We start from the raw sequence: 23690 nt of genomic DNA on the forward strand, positions 1-23690 counted from the left end.
TAAGCTTATTTTAATTAGTAAGAATGGCGATTTAATGATATTGGATTTCGGGGAAATGAAGTCTTTAAAAGAGGCGTTGGATAGCATGACAGCACAGGCAAGCACAAAGGACGGGAGCATGTCATTCCTTTGAGCTTGCCTGTCAAACAAGTGATTTATCGCTGAATTTATTGGATATGAATTGAAATTCCTGATTTGATCGACTGATGAATAGCAGCTACAACTCGCGTATTCAACAGCCCGTCAGCTGAGGATGCCAACGGCTCGGTATCCAGACGCACATTATCAATAAAAGCGTTCAGCATATAATTGGGCGCTGCACCAAGCTGTCCATTGATCGATGTGCCTAGCGTATGCATATGTCTATAGCTGCTTGACGCCTGACGTACCATTTGATCGGCCAAATCAACATATAAAGCTCCGTCTGACCCTATAATTTCATATTTGAAATCATAAATCATCGGCATGCTTTCAGGTAAAACCCAGCTCGTCGTAAAGGACGAATGTGTTCCATCCTCAAACGAAATGATTGCCTGGATTGAATCATAGGTGTCGATGCCCATGCCGGCCAGCTTGCCTTTTGAGCCTGCTGCAAACACCTTAACCGGCTTTACGCCTTTGAACCATAATGCCAAATCGATTGAATGCGGCAGCAAAAACCATCCCGGAGAAGAGCCTTGCGACCATTTCAACATTTTTGTCGGCACGTAGATCGTATCATTAAGACGCGAATTCATCGTAAGTACACGGCCGATCTCCCCCTGCCTAATCGCCTCCTGAACCGCAACAAAAGGGCTATTCCAACGATTTTCAAATGCTACCATGCATTTGATGCCTGATTTCTGAACAGCTGAATACATGATTTCTGCTTCCTCCAGGCTAGTGGAGAAAGGCTTCTCTACTAAAATATGAACACCTTTGCTTGCTGCCGCAAGCACCGGAGCCTTATGCAAATAATCCGGCGTAGCCACAATCAGAACATCAAGCTGCTCTTGCTCCAGCATGTGCTCGATATGACTATACCCATTTGCTCCGAACCGCTCGCAAGCTGCAGCTAATGAAGGCTCATAAGCATCACTGACCGCTTGCAGCTTGGCATAATTATTTTGCTGCACAGTCTGCGCGTATAACTGGCCGCGTATTCCCATCCCTACAACGCCGACTTTTATCATGCAAGCCTCTCTTTCTCGAAAGGAGCCATCGCCACCGTTTCGTCGCGACGAATCGATTCGTAGGCAGCCAATGCAACAGCAGTCGCCTTATAGCCGTCCTCGCCTGTAATCGGCACATTTTTCCCGCTTAGCAAAGCATCGAGAAACCCTTCTACCAAATAACGGTCAAGATCATCTCCCCAAAAGCTCCACTGTGCTTTGTTGCTGCTGCCGCCGTAAATTTCATTGTTTTGCGCTAGCGCATCCACCGAAATGACGCCTTTCGTGCCAATCACTTCAAGCGTCACATCAAAAATCATCGGAAATGCCTCCGTAAGCGACCAGCTCGTATCGATAACACCAATCACGTCATTTTCGAATTTCACATGCACCATGCCTGCATCATCGACGTCGATGTCGTAAAACACGGTGCTTGCCTGAGCATAAACCTCCTTCACCGGCACCTCCATAATCCAGTTCATTACATCCATAATATGAACGGTATGATCCATTATTGAGCCGCCGCCTGACCGCTCCGCATCAATAAACCAATGTCCCGGATTGACACCGCGATTCGTCCCTTTTATCGCGATTACCTCACCAATATCACCACGCTGAATAGCAGCTCTAACCTCAATAATCGAAGTCAGATAACGGCAAGGGAACGCCGTCATAAGCTGCACCTGCTGTTCTTGGCATACATGGATCATTTGCCTCATTTCTTCAATGGACAAGCCTAGCGGCTTCTCGCATAATATATGCTTTCCAGCCTTTGCGGCGTCGATTGTAATGCGAGCGTGATCCCTGTACTCTGAGCAAATAATGACCGCATCACAATCCGTCAGCAATAGATCGCGATAATCAGCGTAATAAGGTATGTCATGCTCGCTGATCCATTTGTCGACCCGTTCCTTTTTCTCATCGGCAATTCCTGCAATGATTACGTTAGGATGGTTCAACAGTCCTTTCAAATAATTTTCGGGATGTCCGGCATGAGCAAAGCTTATCATGCCGACCTTTAGAATTGTCATCAGACTTCCCCTCCAGTTGCAAAAGTTGAAAGCTTTACTGGCTGGCCAATCTCCGCAGAATGGTTGGCAGCCAAAGAGAGAAGCAGCGCATTGTAAGCATCGTACTCCGAAATAACCGGCTCAGTCCCATCTTTTATACAAGCGATGAAATGCTCCAATTGCGTTTGATAAGGATCCCGAAGCAGCGGGCTTTGCAGCCTGACAGCTTCGGCTGCTGATCCGGAATCCGCACCAGAAACTTTTTCCTTCTCTACATCTTTAATCATCCGAATGCTCGAGCTGCTCTCGCTGTTAAAACGAATAACTCCCTTCTTCCCGGAGATGCGGCAGGAATAAGTTAATGGTCCCGCATAGCCCCATAATGCTTCCAAATTAGCAAGCGTTCCGTTCGTAAATTTTATAGTCACAAGCGCATACTGCTTTTCTGCCGTTTTTCGTTTCATAGCATATACCGTATCTGCCTCGCCCAGCAGGCTGCTTACAAAGTCCGTATCATGAATCATAAGATCCATCACTACTCCGCCGCTTGTGGCGTCATCGTTATACCAGGAGCCGGGCTCCTTGCCCGGATGGGCGACAACCCGCCTCGTGTTAATCACGCCAAGATCGCCGATTTCGCCTTGTCTGACGTGCGCGGTCATATTTTGATAGCTTGGAAAAAATCGAAGAACATGTGCAATAAACAGCTTCACCTTATTTCGTTTGCATACCTGGATCATTTCTTTGGCGTCTGCTAAATTACCGGCCATCGGTTTTTCGCATATAACATGTATGCCCGCGGAGGCAGCCTTTACTGTCATTTCTTTATGCAAATGTGTCGGCAGACAAATATTGATAACCTCAGGCTTCGCCTCCGAAATCATTTGCTCCAGCGTATCAAAATAAGGAATGCCTCTTTCAACAACCCGCATCTCCCGTTCTCTCATACCGCACATGCCGACCAATTCCACATTTGCCATAGCCTGGTAAGCCGCAGCATGCGTAAATCCCATAAAACCGCAACCGATAATGGCCACTTTCATGTTCAAGCTCTCCTTTGCCCCATATCATACATTCCCTACATTTGTCTTTAAACATATCTGCCGTGGCTGTCGATTGTGATTTAAGCATCAAGCAATGATAATGGATGGACACTACGATCAAGTTTGGGCTTCCGACCGCTGTTGTACGCCAATTTTTTAGATTATTTAAAACATTTAAAGGTTAAAATTGGCCTACAAAGGCGGACGCTGCCGCTTCTCCAGTCCCAATCTTGCTCTCCGTTCCCCTTTCATATTGCTTACCAATGATTCCCACAATAAATGAGCAGCCCCCGACATCTTCTATTTAACTCCGCCAAAGGTTAAACCCCGGATCATATATTTCTGAACGATCATGGCAAACACAAGCACAGGAATGATGGTGATTACGCCAACTGAGGACATCTCGCCCCATACGACACCTGTAATCGAGAGAAATAGCGTAACAGTTGTCGGCAGCGTATTCGCATCCGAGCTGGTAAGAAACAGCGCAAAGGCAAATTCATTCCACGATTGTATAATGCAAAAAATAGCGGTAGCAATAAGTCCCGGCACGGCCAGAGGCAGTAATATTTTCATAAACACCTGAAACCTTGAACAGCCGTCGACCAAAGCAGCCTCCTCGATAGCAAGCGGAATTTCTTCAAAAAAGCCTCTCATCATCCAAATCGTAAAAGGAATATTAAAAAGCATATAGCAAATAATGAGCACCAAATGAGTATCGAGAATTCGCAGCATTTGCGCCATCACGAAAAATGGTATAACCGTCGCCATAGGCGGCAGCATGCGCAAGCTCAATACCCAAAAAGCCATATTCTCCCTCTTCTTGAATTCAAACCGGGCAAACCCATAAGCCGCCAGCCCGCCGATTATAATTGAAATAAGCGTCGTAAAGACAACCACGATAAAGCTGTTGCTCAAATAGCTCGTAATGTTGCGGTACATGAAAGTTTCTCTGTAATTATCCAATGTCGGTTTAAAAAACCATACGCTTGGATCAAGGGTCTGCGTTCCTGTCTTAAAGCTTACAAGCAGCATCCAAAAGAGCGGGAAGACAGATACAACGCAGACGAAAACAGTGATCAGTGACAGGCTCATGTGACTGGTATGCTTGGCAAGCTTCATCGTTTTCATCCTTTCTCCTCCACTCCTTTGCGGAATATTCTCAGTAATATCATACTAATTACCGTAATGAGCACCATCAGCACCAAAGCGGCGGCCGATGCCCGGCCAACCCAGCCCGTTTGAGCAAATCCGAGCCTATAGACGTGCAAGCTTAAAAATTCAGTAGCGCTTCCAGGCCCTCCCTGCGTCAAGGAGAACGGGATATCAAAGGTACGGAGCGAGTCAATTAGTCTGAAAATAAGAGCGAGCAATATCATAGGCTTAAGCAAAGGCAGCGTAATATGACGAAAAACCTGCCATTTACTTGCGCCATCCGTAAGCGCGGCCTCATACGGTTCTATAGGAAGCGATCGCAATCCGGCATAAAGAATTAAAGCTACAAACGGAGTATTTTGCCAAATATCAACCATCATCGTTGAAAGCAGCGCATTTTCTGGAGCGAGCCATACAACTTTAAGTCCAAGCGAGTTTTCAAGTAAAAAGTTAAGCACGCCATATTCTGCATTCAGCATCAGCTTCCATATTTGTCCCGTAATGCTCGGTGTCATCGCAATCGGTACAATTAAACAGGCAAAAACGACTGACTTGAATCTCATCTCGCGATCGAGCAGCTTGGCCAGGAAAAAACCGAGCACGAGCTCAATTGCCGTTACCAGAACACTGAAATAAATGCTCAGCGAAAAGGAATTGCGGAACTCAACGCTTTTTATTAAACGCCAATAATTTTCAAACCAGACTATTTTAAAAGACGAAGCGCCCAGCTCATAATTTGTAATACTTAAAAAATAGAGCGCTAATGTCGGAATGAGGGTGAGCAGGCCCAGCAGAAGCACCGCAGGCAGTATATAAACCATATACGGCCGTTGTTTAAAGTATGATCGCAGCATAATTATATCCTCTCACTTCTTGAAGAGAGGAGTGCATTATCCATCAGGCTCAGCACTCCTCATTCTTCTAATTTATCTGCTACTCCTTGACGATATCTTCGAGCTCCTTCTGCGCTTTTTCGGCAGCATCGGCGACCGTCATCTCATTGCTTAATGCCATACTGCCGTAATAACCTACACGGTCAAGCATTTGTCCCAGCTTCTCGTGCGGCGGAACCCAGGAAACACCGCGCTCCATAAGAGCGTTGGCATCCTTCAGCGCTTCAAGCACAACCGGATACATAACATCATCGCCAGCCAGCTCAGGATCTTCGAATTGCGAGGTTCGCACCAATACGCCGCCATGCTGGATATACTCCTTGCTGCTCAGCTTGCTGTTCATATAAACAATGAACGCCCAAGCCGCATCTTTATTTTTAGATTGCTCAGAAATCGCCATCGTCCAGCCCGCAAGCGCGCTTGCACGTCCAGCCGGCCCTTCCGGTGTAGGCATAAAGCCTACCTTGTCATACACCTTTGACTTTTTCGGATCAAGAATCCAGGGCGCAATCGCTGTCGCATCGAGCCACATCGCTACCTTGCCTGACATAAAAGCCGATACTGCTTCTTCATGCGTGTAAGAAGCTACGTCTGGCGGGGCGTTTTGCAGCAAATCTACATAAAATTGCAACGCCTGCACCATAGAAGGATCGTCCATCGTAATTTCACCTGTCTTCTGATCCAAAATGCCGTCGGAGAAATTATACATAATGCTCATAAGCCCTGATGCAAAATGAATGCCGCGCTGCGCACGCATCGCTACACCGTACAAGCCGTCCTCTTTGCCGTTGAAAAATTTCGCCAGCTCCAAGTATTCATCCATCGTTTTCGGCGGTTGCTTGTCATACTTCTCAAACAAGTCTTTGCGGTAAGCGATAAAGCGCGTTTCTCCTGCCGTAGGAATACCATAGACCGTACCGTCTTGCTTCGCAAACATATTGCGGTAAGCAGGAACGATGTCATCATAGTCGAACCATTCTGGCGTTAAGCTGCTGTCATCCAAGTAGCTGTTAAGCGGTGTTGCTACATTTTTGGATATATACTCGTCATTCCAAAAATTATCTACCATTAATACGTCATACGTGCCTGTTTTCGCTGTAATATCCATAAGCTGCTTATTTTTCAAGTAGGTTTGTTCCATTACTTCCCAGCGCACTTTGATGCCCGTCAACTCTTCGAAGCTTTTTGTCATCTTTTGAAAAGCATCAGTGGACGGATGGCTGGCAAATGCAAGCTTGATCTCAGTTCCCTTATGCTTTTCTGCTATTTTCTTGCCCCAGTCCTCCAGTGATAATGGACCGTTTTCCGTTCCGCTGCCGTTATCCGACTCCTGAGGTGCTGCACTGCCGCCCGAATTACTTTCGCTCGGAGCCGGCTTGCCGGATGACGAGCCTCCGCAAGCTGCAATTAACGAAGCCATTAATACAAGACAGAAAAAAACGAGTACCGACTTAGACGATTTTCCGTACATAGTGAACCTCCCTGATTATGTCTTATTGAAGCTAATCTAGCGCTTACAATTGTGATTATAAAATGTGAAAAGGCTTTCAACCATGTCGCCAAACGCCCTCGCTTGTCTTTAGAAAACTAAAAGACCGCATCAGCGGTCTAAGATAAAGCCTTTTCCCTATATTCCAAGGGTGAGACGCCAAAGGCTCGTTTAAATACTTTGGAGAAATAAGGGTAATCATAAAAGCCGCATTGTTCGGCAATGGTGCTTATCCGCTCCTCATCCCCATTTTCCAGCTTTGTCCTGACTTGCTCCAGACGGTACTCGCTTATATACTGCGTAATAGGCATATTCATCACTTCCCGGAACATTTTACTTAAATAAGCAGGGGATACTCCGGCGCATTCCGATAAATATTGCAAATTTAAGTCCTCGCGCGAGAAGCTGGCCGCAATTTCAGTTATTACCAAATCAACTACACGCTTGTTGCGCGGCGCTCGTTTATCTGCAATAAGCTGAACCTGCTCTAGCAGGAATAACTGCCAGTTATGAAATAACTCCTCAGCCGAGCTTGATGCTTGCTGAAGCTGAAGCTCTTCTTCTATAACTGAAGGAATGTGCTGAATTAACTCTGCTGTATATGCTACATAAAAGTGAGACATCAGCTGCTGCAGCTCTAGCAGAGTAAGCTTCCGTTGCGAACAAAACTGCTTCCATTGCGCCAGCAAATGCTCAGCCTCATCCATTCGCTCGCCAAGCATGCTTCGAGTCAGCTGTATCACCGTATCCTTCATGACTCGCACAAGCTGATAATCTGATGCCCAAGCATCGGGCGTTCTCAGCCTTATTTTGAGCAGCATCTCTTCCATCTTTTCTTTTGTAACCGGCTTAAGCAAGTAGTCCGAAACCCCGTATTTAAGAGCCTGCTGCGCATAACAAAAATCGGCATATCCCGTCAAAATAACGATTGCAATATGCGGCTGGCGTTCCTTTACCGCTTTAATCAGCTCCATGCCATCCATCACTGGCATTTTTATATCAGATACTATTAAATCCGGAAGCTCTTGCTCCATCATTTCCAAAGCAGCCTTGCCGTTCTTCGCTTCCATGCACAATGCAATATCCGCATGCATTTGCTGAAGCAGCGTAATAATGCCTCGCCTTATAATCGCCTCATCGTCTACAACCAACACTTTCACGCTGTCGCTCCCCCTTCCTGATGTAAGATTCTTGGCAGCCTTACCCGTACAATCAATCCTCCCCAGTCAGAATGTGACAGCTCGATGCCGTAAGGGGCGCCAAAGCGCAAGCGAATCCGAAAATGCACATTCAGCATGCCGATGCCATGACGGGTATTCAGATGCACCGGTATAGTTTCCGGCATTTCTTTTACATCCTCCAAACGAAACAAGTCCATCATGCTCAGCATTTGCTCCTCGCCCATGCCCTCTCCATTATCCTCAATTTGAATGACATAGGATGCATGACTTTCCTCGTAGCCTGATACTGTAAAAAAATAATCTCTTTCTCCGGTAAAAGCATGATAGTAAACATTTTCGATAAGCGGCTGCAAAGTAAGTTTAATAATAGAATAATCGTATAAATGCTCTGGGATTGATAAGTCAGCTTCGATATCAGGATAGCGTTCCGCCTGTATAAGCAAATAGGTTTTCACATGCTCCAGCTCTTCTCCGAGCGTAACCTCAATACGCTGTTTTTCAATAGAATATCTAAAAAAATCGGCCAGCGCCTTGCTCATATGATTAATGCTTGGCACTTGATGAACAATTGCAAGACAATTGATCGTTTCTAGTGTGTTATAAAGAAAATGAGGATTGATTTGGTTTTGCATCGCCTTTATCGTTGCTTCCTTCTGCTGAAGCTCGGATTCCATCTTTTCCATACCTACGACATAAACCCGCTGGATCAGCTCTGATACTCGTGCTATCATTTTGCTGAAACCAAGGCCTAGTGTGCCGATTTCATCCTTATATTTAGTCGGAAACCTGACGTCGAAATCTCCCTTCTCCACATGCCTCATCAGCTTCAGCAGCTTGCGTATAGGTCTGACCAAAGTTAAAGAGAGCAAAATCGAAATGACTAGCGTGATCATAAACACTGCAGCTACGACAACCGTTCGGAAGGTTTTTATTTTCATCACTTTATCAAGCAGCGATTGCTTATCTACATAAGCGCGGACCTCAAATCCTGAATATTCCAGAGGTGCGGTCATAGCGATCCAATCAGCGCTCTCCTCCGGTTTAGGCGGGAAAGAAGCAAATAATTTGGTGCCTGTCGTATGAATCAGCTCAATGTACAAATCATTATCTGCCAGCAAGTGAAAGGCGTCCCCAAACATTTTGGCGTTCAGCCGTATTACAATCATCCCGTCCCTGCCGTCAATATCATATTTAGCCATCGTCAAATATACAGAATGAAGCGAACGATCCTGATAAAAAATATGCTCCTTCGTCAACTCCGACCAAAGCGCCTTCTGTTTTCGGGTAAAATTGTAATACCATTGATGAGTTCGGTAATCTATAGCTTCATTGCGCACGAAGCGCGGATCATAGAGAAACCGCTCCTTGCCGTCTTCATCCTTACGGATTAAAAAAATGGACTCTACATCCCCTGAATACCTCATTTGAAACGCTTCCAAAACTTTATAAGCATTGAGCATATCCTCTGTTGTCTTTATATCTGATATTTCTGCTTTCATCAAATCCAGACCTGTTTCGGAGTATTCAAAGAAATAATACATATCGTTGACGATTCGTTTCAGCTGGTTGTCCAGATTCAGAGCCGCTTGATTGATCGAACGCTGAACGCGGTCAATCTCGTTGCCAATCAAAATATCCTTAAAATAAATTTGATAAACCGTAGCAATGCTGAATACGCCGATCATCGATACTAAGCTTATCGATACGAATATTTTTGTAAATAAAGAACGATTCATTAAAAAAGTCAGCAGCCGTTGGAGCATCCTTCACGTATCCTCTCTTAATGATTTCAGGTGACTATATCTATGACACGCCGCTAACAAATTGTCAATATCCTTTCAGCAGCCAAATATTTCAGGGCATACAGGTATAAACATTTTAAAAGCGGACAAAATAAGTTCATCGGCGTCGGAAGATGCCGTAGACAACCGCGGAGAAGACTTACGTTTCCCCATAAGTTCTTCGTCCGGTTTCTCCTCTCCCATGTATGGAGCTCTCGAAAGAGGGCTCCGATTTTTTTAAATAAACCCTTTATATATAAGGGTTTTCACTTGTTAAAGATTCCTAAATGAATTATGTTGTTGACCAATTGTTGACCAACTTTCTTATGCTTTATCAAAATAAGCCTGCATCAATTAGCATAAAAAAAGACCCCACTAAGAGGTCAAAAATGCGTTGATTTCTACAATTATCGTTGATATTTCAACTTTTTATTACGCAATACTACTATGACTATAATAAGTGAAATTATTATAACAGCACATATGAAATAGAAGTTAGAAATTACATTCATAATGTGAAAGGATGCTTTATGGACATAATCAACTTTTACCACTGGCTCTCTTCTTTAACAGCAATTGCAGTAAAAGTTGATATCCCTTTTCATAATATTTTGTTCCTTTTGGATAATTATTTGAAGCATTTCAGTAATAAGCCCCAGTCATATCATTTGTTTGGTCTTTACTTTACCATTATTTCACCAATCTTGCTGTCTTGGATAATTTCTCCTTGCTTAACTCCATAAACATTTCCTTTCTAAGCAACAAAAGGATAAGCCCATGACAATGCTTGAACAGAGAAAGAAATAATAAATATAAGTAATAGCAACAATTGCTTATGCTTAATTGTAATGGGTAAATTATGTAAATAATAGATTTATTTTAAATAGTTTTTGTAATTATCGGTATCTTGATTGGTATCATAATAAGGAACATTTTTCATTGATAATTATATAGTATAGGTAAGGACATGAGTCTAGTAGAACAAACAATCAGCAAATACCTTTATATCCTATCCTCTAATGTTATCCGGGAATGGGGAACTAGTAAAACTCACTATTTTAATAATTATTTATCTACAACTGCGGATAAAGGCGCGCGTACGATTTCTAAAAAGGTTATTACGTTCGCCGAGGTTTGTCACTAATTTTCAAATGTTAACAAAAAAACTGCTAACCATTAAGGTAAGCAGGGTTTGTCTTATTTACAGTTATTCATATATCTACTCAATATTCCACATATCGCCAAAATGTGACTTATGGAGTATAATCTATTAGACATGAAGTCCTATCAAGTACTCTATTCAATTGGAATTGATAAAGATTCGACGTACTGTCGAAACACCAATTAATAGAAAAGAAAATCCACATCCTATACAGGACACGCTTTTTTAGGCGGTACTGATAGTTACAAGCGAGGAAGATCTTGATTCTGCAAGCGCAGCAGCTAAAACAGCGGTAGAGCCAAAGGCGCAAAGGATGAACAGCACTTGAGAGTACTTTTTTGTTTATTCATCATACTAATATTATGGTACTTATAGTAATTTAGCGTACATAAGGAGGGTATCACTTGTTTGAAAGACCGATTATGAAAGAGATGTTTGCAACTGAATTGTCCTTGTCTAAAACTAACCCAAGATTCCCGCATCCGGTAAATACTGAAGAGGAAGCTATCCTAACCTTTTTTTCATTAAAAAAGGTTGGACCTAAGAAAATAGAGGCATTGATCCAGGATATTGCTGAAAACCACTCTGTACTGGAAGACTTTATTGCTTTAAAAACCAATGATGAATACACAGTTTATGATGGTAATAGGCGTCTTACTGCTTTAAAGCTACTAGTAGGAGATACAGCTAGTCTTATCAAAGATTTATATCCTAAAACTTATAACTACATTCAAGAAGTTAAAAAAGAATTTTATGCAAATGAAATTAAGCTGTTTGTCAAAGTTTATTCTGACGGTCATTCGATGGCAAATCATGTGATGAAAATCCACTCTGGCGAGCAAGAAGGAGTCGGACAAATCACTTGGAGTGCCACAGAAAAAAACACATTTTCTTCACAGTTTCTAAATAAATCTTTAAGTACTGGAAATCAAATATATAAATTATTAGAAAAAGACCCAAATCAACAAGAATTATACAATGCGATCATAAACAAAGGTTATAGCTCAACTTTTGAACGTATATTTGGGTTTTCTGATATCAGATCTAGAATTTTTAACTTAGATAGAGGTATTTATGTAGATCTGGAAAATAAACAGCACTACGATAAAATAATCGAAATGATTGAATATTTCATTTCAAAAGATGCTACCGTAGCCGATGTTTATACTAGGGAACTAACAAATACATTCTTTTCGCATATATCACCTATAAGTACAAATATTGATTCTGAATCTGATACGGAATCAAATGCTGATAATAATTCTATTTCTAGTAACCCTAGCATTAATACGACTATGTCAATCAAACCTGTTCAAATCAACTCTGGGCCAAGTCATTTAAGTTTAGATGAACCTAATTTAAAAGAGGCTAGTCCAAATATCCTCTTTAAATCTGATTCTAATACTTTAAATAAATCTGGACCTCAGAATCAACCTAAACCAATCGAAAGAAAATATTTATTTGAAGATATTGTATATTTCGGTTCTCATAGAGGCATTCAACGTGTCCTTTACGAAATACAAAAGTTAGATCATACAAAGTATAAGTTGAGTGCAACTTATCTTGTCAGAACTTTGCTAGAATGCACATTACAAGAATTTTTAAAAAAGAATAACCTTTTTGGTAACTGGAATAAACCTGGAATTGATCCATCTATAACTGATTTAATTAATTACTGTAATAATAATAAGTCTCTAAGATCGTTCAATAATAACTATCAGAGAATTATTGAAAATGCATCATCATTACGTGATCATGATCAATTAAATACTATAGCCCATGCGAAATTTAGTGAACCATCTGACGAAAAGTTGAAAGACATTGAACGAAGATGGTATTCATTAATTGAATTTTGTATAACAAATCTAAATGCTGGCCAAACAGAATAAGTTGTGATACTATATGCTCGAGGTGATTCTATGGCCGGTTTATCTCCCTTAAGATATCCGGGCGGCAAAGACAAAACGTATCAATATGTTAAACATCTAGTTAATCTAAATAATGCTTCAACATATATTGAACCATTTGCTGGAGGAGCTGCTGTAGCGCTGCGGCTGCTATTTAACAAAGATGTAAAAAAGATTATTATTAACGACTTTGATCGTGGAATCTACGCCCTTTGGAATGTAATTGTTAATAGATCGGAAGAATTAATACAACTCATACATGAAACTCCTATTAACATGGATCAATGGTATACCCAGAGAAATATTCAAAAAGAAAAAGAAAATGCTGATGAATTGCCTTTGGCATTCTCCACCCTATTTCTCAATCGAACAAACAGATCAGGTATAATAAAGGCTGGTGTTATTGGCGGTAAAGATCAGAGCGGTCCGTATAAAATAGACTGTAGATTTAACAAAGAAACCATCATTAGACAAATAAAAAAAATCGCTTCATTTTCTAGACACGTTAAAGTTTGTAATTACGATGCAAAAGATTTTATTACTGCGGAGATAAAAAAAACTCGCAACTCACTTACTTTCTTTGATCCCCCCTACTACGATAAGGGACCTGATTTATATACTAATTTTTATTCCCATGATGACCATGTTGAGTTAGCCAATATTATTCAAAAAGAAATGAAAAATCGCTATTGGATTCTCACATACGATATAGCTGAAGAGATTGAAAAGCTATATCAACATCATGTTCATGCTAAATACTATTTGAATTATTCTATTGCAACACCAACAAAAGGTCAGGAGTTTATTTTTTTCTCGAATAAAACCGACGTAGGAGCAATTAGTAAATATTTACGACTCGCATAATAAATATTATAGCCCTATAGCGGCTATATTTTTTAATATAAAATACAAGCACACATTCTTAATCATGGGGTATTTGTAGTATTTTACACCATGTATAAACCTACAGATCTAGAACTTTGGACTTCATACATATATTAAGAAAGCAATTTATTCACTTCTTCCGACTTAACAATCATTTCAGTTGCAAGAACATTTGATACGCAAATTAGATACATCGATGGTCCTACATTTGCAGATTAGAACGATGACTATTCTTTTCTCTTTCATAATAAAAAACTCTTGGACAACAAAGGAATGATTTTTCCATGAACGATATAATGGAGAAAAATTAATGTTTTTGGGATCAAATGTTGACCAAATTCCCAAAAACCACACTATTTTCACCATATTATTCTTTTTATCAATCCCTAAAGACCGGATACTAAGTATTTCGAATAAACATCATAAAACCTCTCCGGATATGGAGCTCTTGCTAAAGAGCTCTAATTTTTTTACAAAATAAATGAGTGGCGGACAATACCGTATAAATGTTCGTTTTTTTAGAAATAGTATAAATAACTGTTCTAAATAAATATTCAAAATGATAGGGGCTGAATATATGCATACTGTCTGGAAAGGCGCAATTAGCTTTGGGCTAGTTCATATTCCAATTAAAATGCATGCCGCTACGGAGGATAAAGATATCCACTTCAGGCAGCTGCATAAGGAATGCGGCTTGCCGATTTCTTACAAAAAAACATGCGGCAATTGTGATAAAGAAGTAGGGCCTGACGATATTGTCAAAGGCTTTGAGTACGAAAGAAATAAATTTGTCGTTATTAAAGAGGAAGAGATTGAAGCGATTAAGCCGGAATCTGCCCGCACCATTAAAATTTTGGATTTTGTCGATTTAAAAGAAATCGATCCGATCTACTACGACAAAACCTATTATCTTTCTCCGGATATGGCTGGTTCGGGAGCCTATGACCTGCTGCTTGCGGCAATTTCTCAAACGAATAAAATAGGAATAGCTAAAATTTCGATTCGAAGCAAAAGCAGTCTTGCTGCTATTCGTGTCATCGATAACTGCATCTGCATGGAAACCATGCATTTTCCTGACGAAATCAGGTCTGTTAATCAAGTGCCTAACTTAACCGATGCGGGTCTTGCCAAAATTGATGATCGGGAATTGCAAATGGCTAAAATGCTTGTGGAGCAGCTGTCGAGCGAGTTTGATGCAGGAAAATATACCGATGAATATAGATCTTCTCTCATCGAGCTAATTGAGGATAAGATTGCGGGAGAAAGCCCTGATATTGTTGCTGCGCCGGCAGCTGCGGGCCCTAGCAAAGTAGTTGATCTGATGGCAGCATTGCAAGCCTCTTTGCAAGCTGTGCAAATTCCTCAGGATCCTGGAACAGACAAGCCTAAACAGCCGCGTAAAACGAAAAAGGCAGCCAAGGATGTCGTATCATGATCACAAAGCAAAAAACAAACAAGCCCCTTCGTATAGGGGCTTGTTTGCTTGAATGAAGTGGCTAGCGTTTTCGCCTCACGCTGTAGTATCTCATCGCTCGCGGCACGCCTTTGATTTCCAGCAAACCATCATAAATGAGCTGCCTTAGCCGATATTCGTAATAACTGTCACCGATATATTGCTCACTATGCCCGTACGCTTCTCCAATTACTCTTGTTGCTTTAATAAAGTCATGGTCTGACTTATAGGTGTGCAATTTCTCTACCGTCTCAAGCAAATACTCATCCAAATAATGCGCAGCGACATTAAGTACCTTTTCTCCATCCCATACACGCAGCACCTCATCATGGTTGGCTAGCGACAGCCATTCATGCTCCAGCAGCTGCCTCATTTCGCGCGTTATTTCCCCTTGCTCTTCTGCCTCACCATAAACAGCCTGAAGCTTGTCTGGCGGGATTTCGCCTGTATGTAAATATTTAATTGATCGATTTGCCGTATTATATTTTTTCTCACAAGCCTCAGCAACATCGAAAACATATATTTTATTTGAATTATTTCTCAGCAAATACATAGCATATCTTAGCCCAGCCTGTTCGTGTGCATTTTTTCCGCACCATATTTCAATGGAAGCTTCGGCTGGAATATTAGCAATCTGTTTATTTATCTCTTGATAATAGGCAATATCATCGCAATCAGCCTCGTCGTTGCCATCGTTAATATGGTCTTTAAACCATTCGTTTCTATGTGCTCGGCCAGCCTCCACATGCAGCTGCCATAGAGGGCCGATAGAAAAGTGGTCGCGAAAATTTATTATTTTGTTTGAATCCACATACCCGAGCTGTCTAATCGCAAATTTCAAGCTGCCACCAATAGAATCACCGAAAACGATATGCACCTTCGTGGTAGCAGCGTTCGGCGCCCAGTATGATACCGGATTATGGGGAACTAATAGCTTCTCATAAAGATTTCTCAAGCTTCTGTATAAATCTGTTTGTGCATCCTTGTTCCTTTCAGCAATATCCAGCTGCATCTTGATCATTGTAAGCAGCTGCTTTGCATCTTGCGAGGAAATATCCTGAATCGCCATCCGTAGTGCTAGTCTTTTGTCCAAAAGCTTTAACCTGCCTTTCGCAACCTATTAAGCTATCCCGCTCACAATTACTCATAGCATTTAAAAATTTCATCAAAAAGAACTTTATTTTTGTTATCCCAGACGAGACTACGTTCAAACGTGCCTGCTCTGAAAAAAAGCGGAGCCCGCTGCTTAAACCAATCCTGCGCAGGCAGTAAATCGATATCGCATTTGTTTACCCACCGCAATTCCCCTTCTGGCGGGTGTTCAAGCAGAGTGCCTTCGTACGACGTGGCTAAATAATTAAATACCATGTAACGCAAATTTTGCACGGGATCACAAAATTCATCCAGCCCTTTATAGGTAATATCCTTCACAATAAGTCCAGTCTCTTCTCTTACTTCGCGAATTGCGGCCTCTACAATACTTTCTGGAAAATCGACCTTGCCGCCTGGTGCAATATAGCCAGGAAACCCCCGATCCGCAGGTCTATTAATTAGCAAAACCTTGTCTTCATCTTCCACCATACACATCGTATACAATTTATGATTAATCATTGCTGTTACTTTCCCCCGCGTTCAGCTTGTCATTATAAGTTCATACTTAATCGGATCATGTCTACGCACGGAATGCCATTTTCAATAATCGGTTCATCGTAATGCTTTATAAAAAAGTCTTTTTCCACCTCAGTAATGCGAAAACCGCATTTCTGATACAGCAGCAGCTGATAAATGCTGGAATTGCCTGTGCCTACTTCTAACGTTTTAGCACCGAGCTGACTAGCTTCTTGTATAGCTCGTTTAATGAGTTGTTTACCTATGCCCTTGCCTTGACAAGCTTCAGCTACCGCTACATTGATAATTTCCATTTTAGCTGAGGCTTTCTTAACTAATACGATTACGCCTACTATTTCGCCATTCTCCTCAGCAACTAGGCAGTGACCCGATTTTAAATACTGCTGGACAAGCTTCTCTGACGGGTCAGCCAATAGCAGCAGCGGCATCGGCGCTGCTTCCCCCTCTGCAAGATATCGGATCGCTATGCTCATAAGCTCACCAGCTCGTAATGTTCCACGGTCGGGAACGGATCATAAAAAGATGAAGCTTGCCGAAAGCTTAGTTCAAACTCTTCTGTTTGTCCCGGCTTGATTTGCAGAATTGCGACTTCTAGTATCATATCTTTACTCCTTATTATGTGTATATTCAATTAGCCAGCAATCTCTATACTTTCCCTCATGAAGCTCATGCTCCTTTAACAGCTGCTTTTTGACAAAGCCGCATTTTTCATATACATGAAGCGCTCTTTCATTCCACGTTTGCGGGTCCATTACTATTTTGCTGGCAATGCGCTGCTCTGTTAAATATTTTATCATGGATTGAATAAGCTTTGTGCCGATTCCACGCCCCCAATATTCCGTCTCGCCAATAAATTGATCCATGCCAAAAATAATTTCTGACGGGTTCGAGTAGCCTTATGCTGCCTGGTCCTCCTTATCCAGCTCATAAAATTGCAAATATCCGATCGATAGACCATTATATTGGATCAAGCATGGTGTAACATGCCTATCCTTGCTATAAAAATTTTCGCGAACTAATGCCAAATCATGTGGACGATCACGTCCTTCGTAATAAGCAAGCACAGTTGGATCCGACAGCCACTTTACTAACAGCAGGGCATCCTCATCTGCAAGCAGCTTTAAACCGATTTCCTTGTATTGAAACAATTGCATAGCCCCCCTCCTGCTTCAAGCAAATACTATTCTTTAAAATGCGAAATATCACCATGAAGTACAATTTCGGCCTTGTCTTCTTCGATAACGATCTTGCTTAAACAGGTTGGATGAATATAAGGAAGCTCCCATAGCTGTTTCATGGGCCTGTCCTCGAAAAAAGCCATTAACACCTTTACGACAACTGTATGGGTCACAATTAAAATATGTTTGCCAGTATGCTGTGCAATAATTTCGTTCAATTTATGTACGGCGCGGTTAGCTACCTGCAGGAAGGTCTCGCTTCGCTCTACTCTGAACAGCTCAGGATCATTCCAAAAATAATCAAATTGTTGCGGATGGCTCAGCTTCACCTCCTCTTGCTTCCTGCCTTCCCAAATACCCAAATTAATTTCCTTCAGCTCATCGCTTTTGTAAATCGGAATATCTCTATGATTTCGTATAAGATCCGCTGTTTTCATTGTTCTTTGGCTGGAGCTTGAATAAATGACATCTATGACTGCATTCTCAAGCGAATCGCCTAACCACTTTGCCTGATTAACGCCCAGCTCGGTAAGCGGAGAATCCTGATGGCCTTGGAGCCGATGCTCAATATTCCATTCCGTCTGTCCATGTCTGACGATGTAAACCGTTGTTTTTTCATTCATTGCTTCCACTCCTCTAGTTCTTTAAAATAAACGTATATGTTTTAATTTTACAGCAAGACGGTCATAGCTTTTTTTCAATTTGCTTCTAGAATCGGGCAGCAGATCAATGCCTAGCTCCCTCGCTATTTGCTCTGCAACCTGTTCTATGGGAAGATTATTTGTATTTATTTTTTGTTCAAAAATCGGGTTGGAGTGTCCTTCCAGACACCGGTCAATCTGTGCTGCAGCCCACGAATTCGCTCCTTCCGCCCTAGTTCTGAGTCTTTTCAGCAGGACTTCCTTCGATGCGTATAATGTAAAATGCCGGACATCAAAGCCGTCTTGTTGCAGCTTGCCAACAATTTCTGCAAAATATTGAGGATTTACGATTGTCATTGGCACAATAATGATCCCGTTATATTGATCTGCCATCATTTTTAAAAAAGTATAATTAATTTCACGCCAAAGCTCGAAATCTTGAAAATCATTTTTTGCCAGAGCAGTCGGAATATTTTTTCGTATATAATAGCCTGCTTCTTCGGGATCAAAAATAAATGATTCAGGAATTCTGCGATGTAATTCATGTGCAGTTTGCGTCTTACCAGATCCAAAGGCCCCGTTTATCCAAACAATCATTGCATCACCTCGTTCTTATTACTACTACTAAGCCTAATACAGCAAAGCAGCAAGCAATAGCAATATAAATAGCTACTGTTTTGAAAATTCGCAGAAACCATTTATTAAAATCTGTGACTAAAGTCAACGTTAATGGACTGTCGTTATTGGCATGATCTAGGGATGTTTCTATTATATAGTCTCCCTGCTCGATCACACGAAAAACGAATAAAGATTCGCCGACGCTGCCATGATACATGTACGATTTAGACGTGTCACTTTTAACTTTAAGTAAATTATGATTTTTCAAATGTTGAATAGTAAACTCAAGTCGATGCTCAAGATTTTGAATACGATCAAATTCCCCAAATTCAATCGGGCCAAGCTTTTTTGTAGTCTTGAGGTATTCGTAAAAAACGGTATAGACCCCTGGCTTTAAAGTCAGCTCATGCTTAGGATAATCTAGGCTTACTCGATTTTTGATAGTACTTTGATGAGTTAAAATAATAACGGCATGAGCAATCCCTGCTGCAAAAACAGCAATGGCAATAATAAAAAAAATGTACTTTTTTAAGTCCGCAAGCAATTTATTTCCCCCACTTTGATAAGCTAATAGCTAAAATTCAACTAAAAATATGATCCTTCTGCTACTTTTATCGTTTTCTTGAGAAATTTTTCAGAAGACATACCATTATTATACATTGCAGGGAGAACGAACAACACTACAAAAAGTAATAAGCCGGCATCCTTAATAAAGGACACCCGCTTGTTTTCTCAACTTAAGCTATTTTTATGTGCTATCGTTTCAAATTGCCTTCCTCAATTGCCTCGTTAATAATTTGCTCCTTACCTGCTTATCGATCCATCTTTTCCGTCCATTTTGCTCTTAAATAACCGATTTTCATCCCTGTATGCTCCATATTTCTATGACTTTGCGAACCAAGCGCACATTGCCCTACAATAATTTCACAGTTATTCTCAAATGCAGTGTTGATTCTTTTTTGCAGTAATTTACGATGCAGGCCCATGCCTCGAAATTGAGGTAGTGTTGCAGCAAAAGTGAGTGAGGCGACACTGCCTTTTATAAACATGACTGCTGCTGCAGCCGGCTCCCCTGAAACCGAGGCCAAATAAAATTTCCAGCCGGGGCGGTCATACAGCACTGCATTATTGGCTGCTATATGGGGTATTCCGTTATCTGCCATTCCGAAAGATTTGCAGTGGATAGCTGCATATTGTGAAAATTGGTCTTTTTCCAGCTCTTTTATTTCAATATCCTTGACATGCTCCTCTGCAAAAAAACGCGGCGACATATATAACGAAGTATGAAAGCCTGAAACATATAGCCCAGCATCTGCCAGGCGGTTTAAAAATGGCTGATCAACAAGCGTCGGAACGATTTCTAGCTGTACATTCCTTTGCTTCTCTTTGTAATAGGCTAATATTCCCTCCAAATAATCTGCACTCGTGCTGCGCAGCCCCATTACAGTGTTGAAGGAAGGCCATGGCATCATTTTGCTGTAAAAAGCATAGGCTTGTCCAAATTTCTGTATGGCAACTCCTTCCGGATTGCCGGTTCTAGACTGTATCGCCAGCATACGATCCAGCATATAATCTCTTTCTGACAGCTCAATTGTTTCAAGCAGCTCTTGCGAAGGAGTTAATGACATCATATTTCCAGCCTCCAACTCAAATGTTATTAATAAAATGCTGTACGGCCAAATATAGCTCCTGCTTTTCTGTACCTCGTATATTATGCCCGCTATGTAAAAATTCACGGAGCTGCATGGCAGCAAACATATTGCGATAGCTGGCTATCCCTTCATCCGTAAGAAGGGTGTCGCTAAGCATCCCGCGCTTCACTAACACAGGTTTTTCAAACGTAAAAAAGATGTCCTGCTGAGTTGAATCGTTCTGAATACCGCGGACAGCTGCAGGACGTATATTTCTTTTTGCAGGAATTACATAATTGTTTATATAATCCTCTTGCCAGCTGACAGTCATCGCTCGATGTTCGGGCGGATAGTCTTCTACTAGAATAGAAGCAATTTTTTGTTTATTTTGACTTGCATAGGATAAAGCATAAGACACGCCCCTGGAGTATCCAAACAAATGAATAAGCGGCACACAAGCCTCCCCTATAACTGCTGCAATATCGGACACATGGTGCTCTAAATCATAGCCTTGCTGCGGCGTATCGCTCTGCCCTCTTCCCCGAAAGGATAATGCGATACACCTGCGCGGCAATAGCTCCTCCATTAAATCTGCATACTCTTCAGCAGTTTCGGAAAGACCCGGGCATATAAGTACAGGTGTCAAGCTTGGATCCGCCATGTCCAATGAATCAAGATAATGAATGGCTAAACCATCATTTTCAGCAAAATTTGAACGTATGCTCATGTCTTTCCTCCCTTGGCATTCTCTCTCCATTCTTTACTTTCCACCATTGGCTTTCAATCGCTTTTTCTCTCTTATGTTATACCAGCGGATAATAAATAGAATTGCAACGAACAGAAACGCAATTAGCTTGCCCGTGTCCATAAATTCTCCTTCATATTTCCCTACAAAGTTACAGCGTATATAACCGTCTTTCGTTTTTACAGCGATCGCTTCCCCCAGTTCTATCCCTTTCAGCATATAATATTTCGTCCCGACAGGGTAAACATTTGAGAAATTACCGCTATATGTTCCTTCCTTATCAGAGTAAGAAGTCACCTGTCCTATTATTTTTCCAATATCATCTGCGTCAACTTTTTCATTTGTAATTTCATAGGTATTTCCAGCATATACAACAAAAGCGCGCGCCCAATCCGCATTTACGGTCGGTACCAACGTACAAAATAATATAATGACTAGTAAAGATTTTCGCAGCAGCATCTTTATCAGCCTCCTTACACCATCCTATGCGCTACCTCCTCCATAAGTTGCAAAATGTCATGGGCAGAAAATAATTGCTCTATATGATAGATGCCGCCCGGATTTATTGACTTATAGAGAGAATCCGCCACATATGCTGCTACTGCTGCAGTCATGGCCGAGTGATCCTTTCCAGTCGATCCAGCATATTTTTTGCTATGCTCCACTGCTTTTTGCAAATTGCGCCCGGCAGCAATGACATTTCTGCTATACATATCCGCCCACTACTAAAATCTGGTCCTTCATTGTCATTTTCCTTATAATTGATAATAATTATCAATTATGAGGAGAATGACTACAGTCTACCATCCCGCATTCGCGGGATTGTGCAGCCTAGCAGCTGCCTTAGAACTGGAACCTAGCATGTCCAGCCTCCAAAGTGCCAGCGATCCCTTCTAGCTCCAGCAGCTTTTTCTTCATATTTAAGCCGCCTCGGAAGCCTGTCAATTTTCCCGCCTTACTAATAATCCGATGGCAAGGCAGAATGATAGGAATTGGATTAGCGCCGCTTGCGGCGCCGATTGCTCTCGAAGCTGCCGGTCTGCCTACTGCAGCAGCAATATCTCCATACGTTCTTGTCTGTCCATAAGGGACATCGCCAAGTGCTTGCCAAACCTTTTTTTGAAATGGTGTACCTATCAGATCAAGCGGAATATCTGTAAAACCAACTGGTTCCCCTGCAAAATAGGCTTGCAATTTTTCCAGTACTCCTGTTGAGGCTATTGCCTTTTTATCTTCCTGCAGCACTCCCTGCGATGCATTCCGGGCAAACCAGGTGCCCCAATGCTCCAAGCCTTCATGTGGAAAAATAATTCTGCAAACCCCTTTCTCACTTGCTGCTACAAACCATTCCCTTCCATCCAGCTCGATACCTGTCCACTTTATTTGCTTAGCACCCATTAGTCGTCCTCTCCTTTTGGCGAAATTGTGTCGGGATTTGCTGCATATGCTGTTTAAACCATTTGGTGAAATGGGCAGCGCTGCGAAATCCAATCTGCGCCGCAATTTCCTTCACTTCCAGCTCGCTGCCCTTCAGCAGCTGCTTGGCGGTCTCCAACCTTTTCTCATCCACAAATTGCGCAGGAGAGCGCCCTGCTGCCCGTTTATATACACGTTGAAGATGAAAGGGGCTGATCTTGAGCTGCGCAGCCAGCACCTCCAAGCTAATCCTCTCTGTATAGCGAGCCGCTAATATAGCGTTGGCTTGCTCCACAAGGACAGCATCTGGCCCGTGCTTCCCATTCTCTTCCGGCTTGCATCGCTTGCAAGGTCGAAATCCGTCTTTGATAGCAGCATCAACACTCGGATAAAGCGTAATATTTTCACGCTTAGGCGTTCTAGCCCGGCAGGACGGGCGGCATACTATTTTTGTCGTTTTCACACCAGTATAATAAATACCGTCAAAGGTTGTCTCTTTATTTGCTATTGAAGCATATACCTGATCAAATAGCTTGGTATCCATTTCTCATTTCTCCTCCGCGCAAATATACTGTCTTTATGACTAGTATACATCTGACCAGCTGTCCGCCCAAGACATTACAAATACGACAGCAATATTTCGATAGCTGCTGTTCAATACAGATGACGAATCTACGATCCATTTTAAGCAAAAAATTTATTCTTTCTTGTATCAAGGATAA

24 protein-coding genes and 1 pseudogene are annotated in these 23690 nt (G+C 41.8%); 3 read left to right on the forward strand and 22 right to left on the reverse strand.

All coding sequences use genetic code 11. The features are described 5' to 3' along the window. Positions 1 to 167: 167 nt before the first annotated feature. The 8 genes from V1L65_RS06650 to V1L65_RS06685 all read right to left on the reverse strand — a co-directional run bounded on the left by V1L65_RS06650 (position 168) and on the right by V1L65_RS06685 (position 9658). Entirely contained in the window at positions 168 to 1172 is a 1005-nt protein-coding gene (locus V1L65_RS06650) for a Gfo/Idh/MocA family protein (RefSeq protein WP_331698311.1), read from the reverse strand. After that, entirely contained in the window at positions 1169 to 2182 is a 1014-nt protein-coding gene (locus V1L65_RS06655) for a Gfo/Idh/MocA family protein (protein ID WP_331698312.1), read from the reverse strand. The genes V1L65_RS06650 and V1L65_RS06655 overlap by 4 nt, the downstream gene beginning before the upstream one ends. After that, positions 2182 to 3204, reverse strand: coding sequence for a Gfo/Idh/MocA family protein (locus V1L65_RS06660; RefSeq protein ID WP_331698313.1), 1023 nt, complete (start codon positions 3202 to 3204; stop codon positions 2182 to 2184). Before V1L65_RS06660 ends, V1L65_RS06655 begins: the two co-directional genes overlap by 1 nt. A 300-nt stretch (positions 3205 to 3504) precedes the next feature. Beyond that, the gene (locus V1L65_RS06665) at positions 3505 to 4335 is read right to left on the reverse strand and encodes a carbohydrate ABC transporter permease (protein ID WP_331698314.1); all 831 of its coding nucleotides are present in this window, start codon (positions 4333 to 4335) and stop codon (positions 3505 to 3507) included. After that, on the reverse strand, positions 4332 to 5213 hold the full coding sequence (locus V1L65_RS06670; RefSeq protein ID WP_331698315.1) for a carbohydrate ABC transporter permease: 882 nt from the start codon (positions 5211 to 5213) through the stop codon (positions 4332 to 4334). The genes V1L65_RS06665 and V1L65_RS06670 overlap by 4 nt, the downstream gene beginning before the upstream one ends. 79 nt (positions 5214 to 5292) lie before the next feature. After that, positions 5293 to 6723, reverse strand: coding sequence for an ABC transporter substrate-binding protein (locus V1L65_RS06675; protein ID WP_331698316.1), 1431 nt, complete (start codon positions 6721 to 6723; stop codon positions 5293 to 5295). A 137-nt stretch (positions 6724 to 6860) separates the two neighbouring features. Further along, positions 6861 to 7901, reverse strand: a complete 1041-nt coding sequence (locus V1L65_RS06680) for a response regulator transcription factor (RefSeq protein WP_331698317.1) — start codon at positions 7899 to 7901, stop codon at positions 6861 to 6863. Next, positions 7898 to 9658 carry a sensor histidine kinase gene (locus V1L65_RS06685; RefSeq protein WP_331698318.1) on the reverse strand — a complete coding sequence of 587 codons (1761 nt, stop codon included), beginning with the start codon at positions 9656 to 9658 and terminating at the stop codon, positions 7898 to 7900. The genes V1L65_RS06680 and V1L65_RS06685 overlap by 4 nt, the downstream gene beginning before the upstream one ends. A 1611-nt stretch (positions 9659 to 11269) precedes the next feature. Between V1L65_RS06685 and V1L65_RS06690 the strand changes: the two genes are divergently transcribed. From V1L65_RS06690 to ku, 3 genes are all read left to right on the forward strand, one after another. Next, positions 11270 to 12754 (forward strand): hypothetical protein, encoded by a 1485-nt coding sequence (locus V1L65_RS06690; RefSeq protein WP_331698319.1) that lies wholly within the window; start codon positions 11270 to 11272, stop codon positions 12752 to 12754. 30 nt (positions 12755 to 12784) lie between these two features. Next, the gene (locus tag V1L65_RS06695) at positions 12785 to 13636 is read left to right on the forward strand and encodes a DNA adenine methylase (RefSeq protein WP_331698320.1); all 852 of its coding nucleotides are present in this window, start codon (positions 12785 to 12787) and stop codon (positions 13634 to 13636) included. Positions 13637 to 14234: 598 nt separating this feature from the next. Then, positions 14235 to 15092, forward strand: coding sequence for a non-homologous end joining protein Ku (gene ku, locus V1L65_RS06700; RefSeq protein ID WP_331698321.1), 858 nt, complete (start codon positions 14235 to 14237; stop codon positions 15090 to 15092). A 61-nt stretch (positions 15093 to 15153) separates the two neighbouring features. On the opposite strand, the gene V1L65_RS06705 is transcribed toward ku, so the two are convergent. The 14 genes and pseudogenes from V1L65_RS06705 to V1L65_RS06770 form a co-directional block, all read right to left on the reverse strand. Next, entirely contained in the window at positions 15154 to 16203 is a 1050-nt protein-coding gene (locus tag V1L65_RS06705) for a DUF1835 domain-containing protein (protein WP_331698322.1), read from the reverse strand. Between the two features lie 47 nt (positions 16204 to 16250). Then, positions 16251 to 16721 carry an 8-oxo-dGTP diphosphatase gene (locus V1L65_RS06710; protein ID WP_331698323.1) on the reverse strand — a complete coding sequence of 157 codons (471 nt, stop codon included), beginning with the start codon at positions 16719 to 16721 and terminating at the stop codon, positions 16251 to 16253. Between the two features lie 32 nt (positions 16722 to 16753). Further along, entirely contained in the window at positions 16754 to 17206 is a 453-nt protein-coding gene (locus V1L65_RS06715; protein ID WP_442955676.1) for a GNAT family N-acetyltransferase, read from the reverse strand. Positions 17207 to 17208: 2 nt separating this feature from the next. Continuing rightward, positions 17209 to 17340, reverse strand: a complete 132-nt coding sequence (locus V1L65_RS06720; RefSeq protein ID WP_331698325.1) for a hypothetical protein — start codon at positions 17338 to 17340, stop codon at positions 17209 to 17211. Positions 17341 to 17344: 4 nt separating this feature from the next. Beyond that, positions 17345 to 17893: pseudogene (locus V1L65_RS06725) on the reverse strand (GNAT family N-acetyltransferase). A gap of 26 nt (positions 17894 to 17919) precedes the next feature. Continuing rightward, a complete protein-coding gene (locus V1L65_RS06730; RefSeq protein ID WP_331698326.1) occupies positions 17920 to 18540 on the reverse strand; it encodes a histidine phosphatase family protein in 621 nt (206 codons plus the stop codon). A 21-nt stretch (positions 18541 to 18561) separates the two neighbouring features. After that, positions 18562 to 19155 (reverse strand): AAA family ATPase, encoded by a 594-nt coding sequence (locus V1L65_RS06735; protein WP_331698327.1) that lies wholly within the window; start codon positions 19153 to 19155, stop codon positions 18562 to 18564. Positions 19156 to 19159: 4 nt separating this feature from the next. Further along, the gene (locus V1L65_RS06740) at positions 19160 to 19720 is read right to left on the reverse strand and encodes a hypothetical protein (protein WP_331698328.1); all 561 of its coding nucleotides are present in this window, start codon (positions 19718 to 19720) and stop codon (positions 19160 to 19162) included. A 268-nt stretch (positions 19721 to 19988) separates the two neighbouring features. Next, positions 19989 to 20807 carry a GNAT family N-acetyltransferase gene (locus V1L65_RS06745; RefSeq protein WP_331698329.1) on the reverse strand — a complete coding sequence of 273 codons (819 nt, stop codon included), beginning with the start codon at positions 20805 to 20807 and terminating at the stop codon, positions 19989 to 19991. 16 nt (positions 20808 to 20823) lie between these two features. Next, the gene (locus V1L65_RS06750; protein WP_331698330.1) at positions 20824 to 21534 is read right to left on the reverse strand and encodes an alpha/beta fold hydrolase; all 711 of its coding nucleotides are present in this window, start codon (positions 21532 to 21534) and stop codon (positions 20824 to 20826) included. A 33-nt stretch (positions 21535 to 21567) separates the two neighbouring features. Next, the gene (locus V1L65_RS06755) at positions 21568 to 22011 is read right to left on the reverse strand and encodes a hypothetical protein (RefSeq protein ID WP_331698331.1); all 444 of its coding nucleotides are present in this window, start codon (positions 22009 to 22011) and stop codon (positions 21568 to 21570) included. Between the two features lie 14 nt (positions 22012 to 22025). Further along, positions 22026 to 22265: a hypothetical protein gene (locus tag V1L65_RS06760; protein WP_331698332.1), complete on the reverse strand. Its 240-nt coding sequence runs from the start codon at positions 22263 to 22265 to the stop codon at positions 22026 to 22028. A 130-nt stretch (positions 22266 to 22395) separates the two neighbouring features. Then, a complete protein-coding gene (locus V1L65_RS06765) occupies positions 22396 to 22950 on the reverse strand; it encodes a methylated-DNA--[protein]-cysteine S-methyltransferase (protein ID WP_331698333.1) in 555 nt (184 codons plus the stop codon). Then, positions 22940 to 23512 (reverse strand): bifunctional transcriptional activator/DNA repair enzyme AdaA, encoded by a 573-nt coding sequence (locus V1L65_RS06770; protein WP_331698334.1) that lies wholly within the window; start codon positions 23510 to 23512, stop codon positions 22940 to 22942. The genes V1L65_RS06765 and V1L65_RS06770 overlap by 11 nt, the downstream gene beginning before the upstream one ends. Between the last annotated feature and the right edge of the window lie 178 nt (positions 23513 to 23690).

This window comes from Paenibacillus sp. IITD108 (assembly GCF_036541265.1).
Taxonomy (GTDB): domain Bacteria; phylum Bacillota; class Bacilli; order Paenibacillales; family Paenibacillaceae; genus Pristimantibacillus.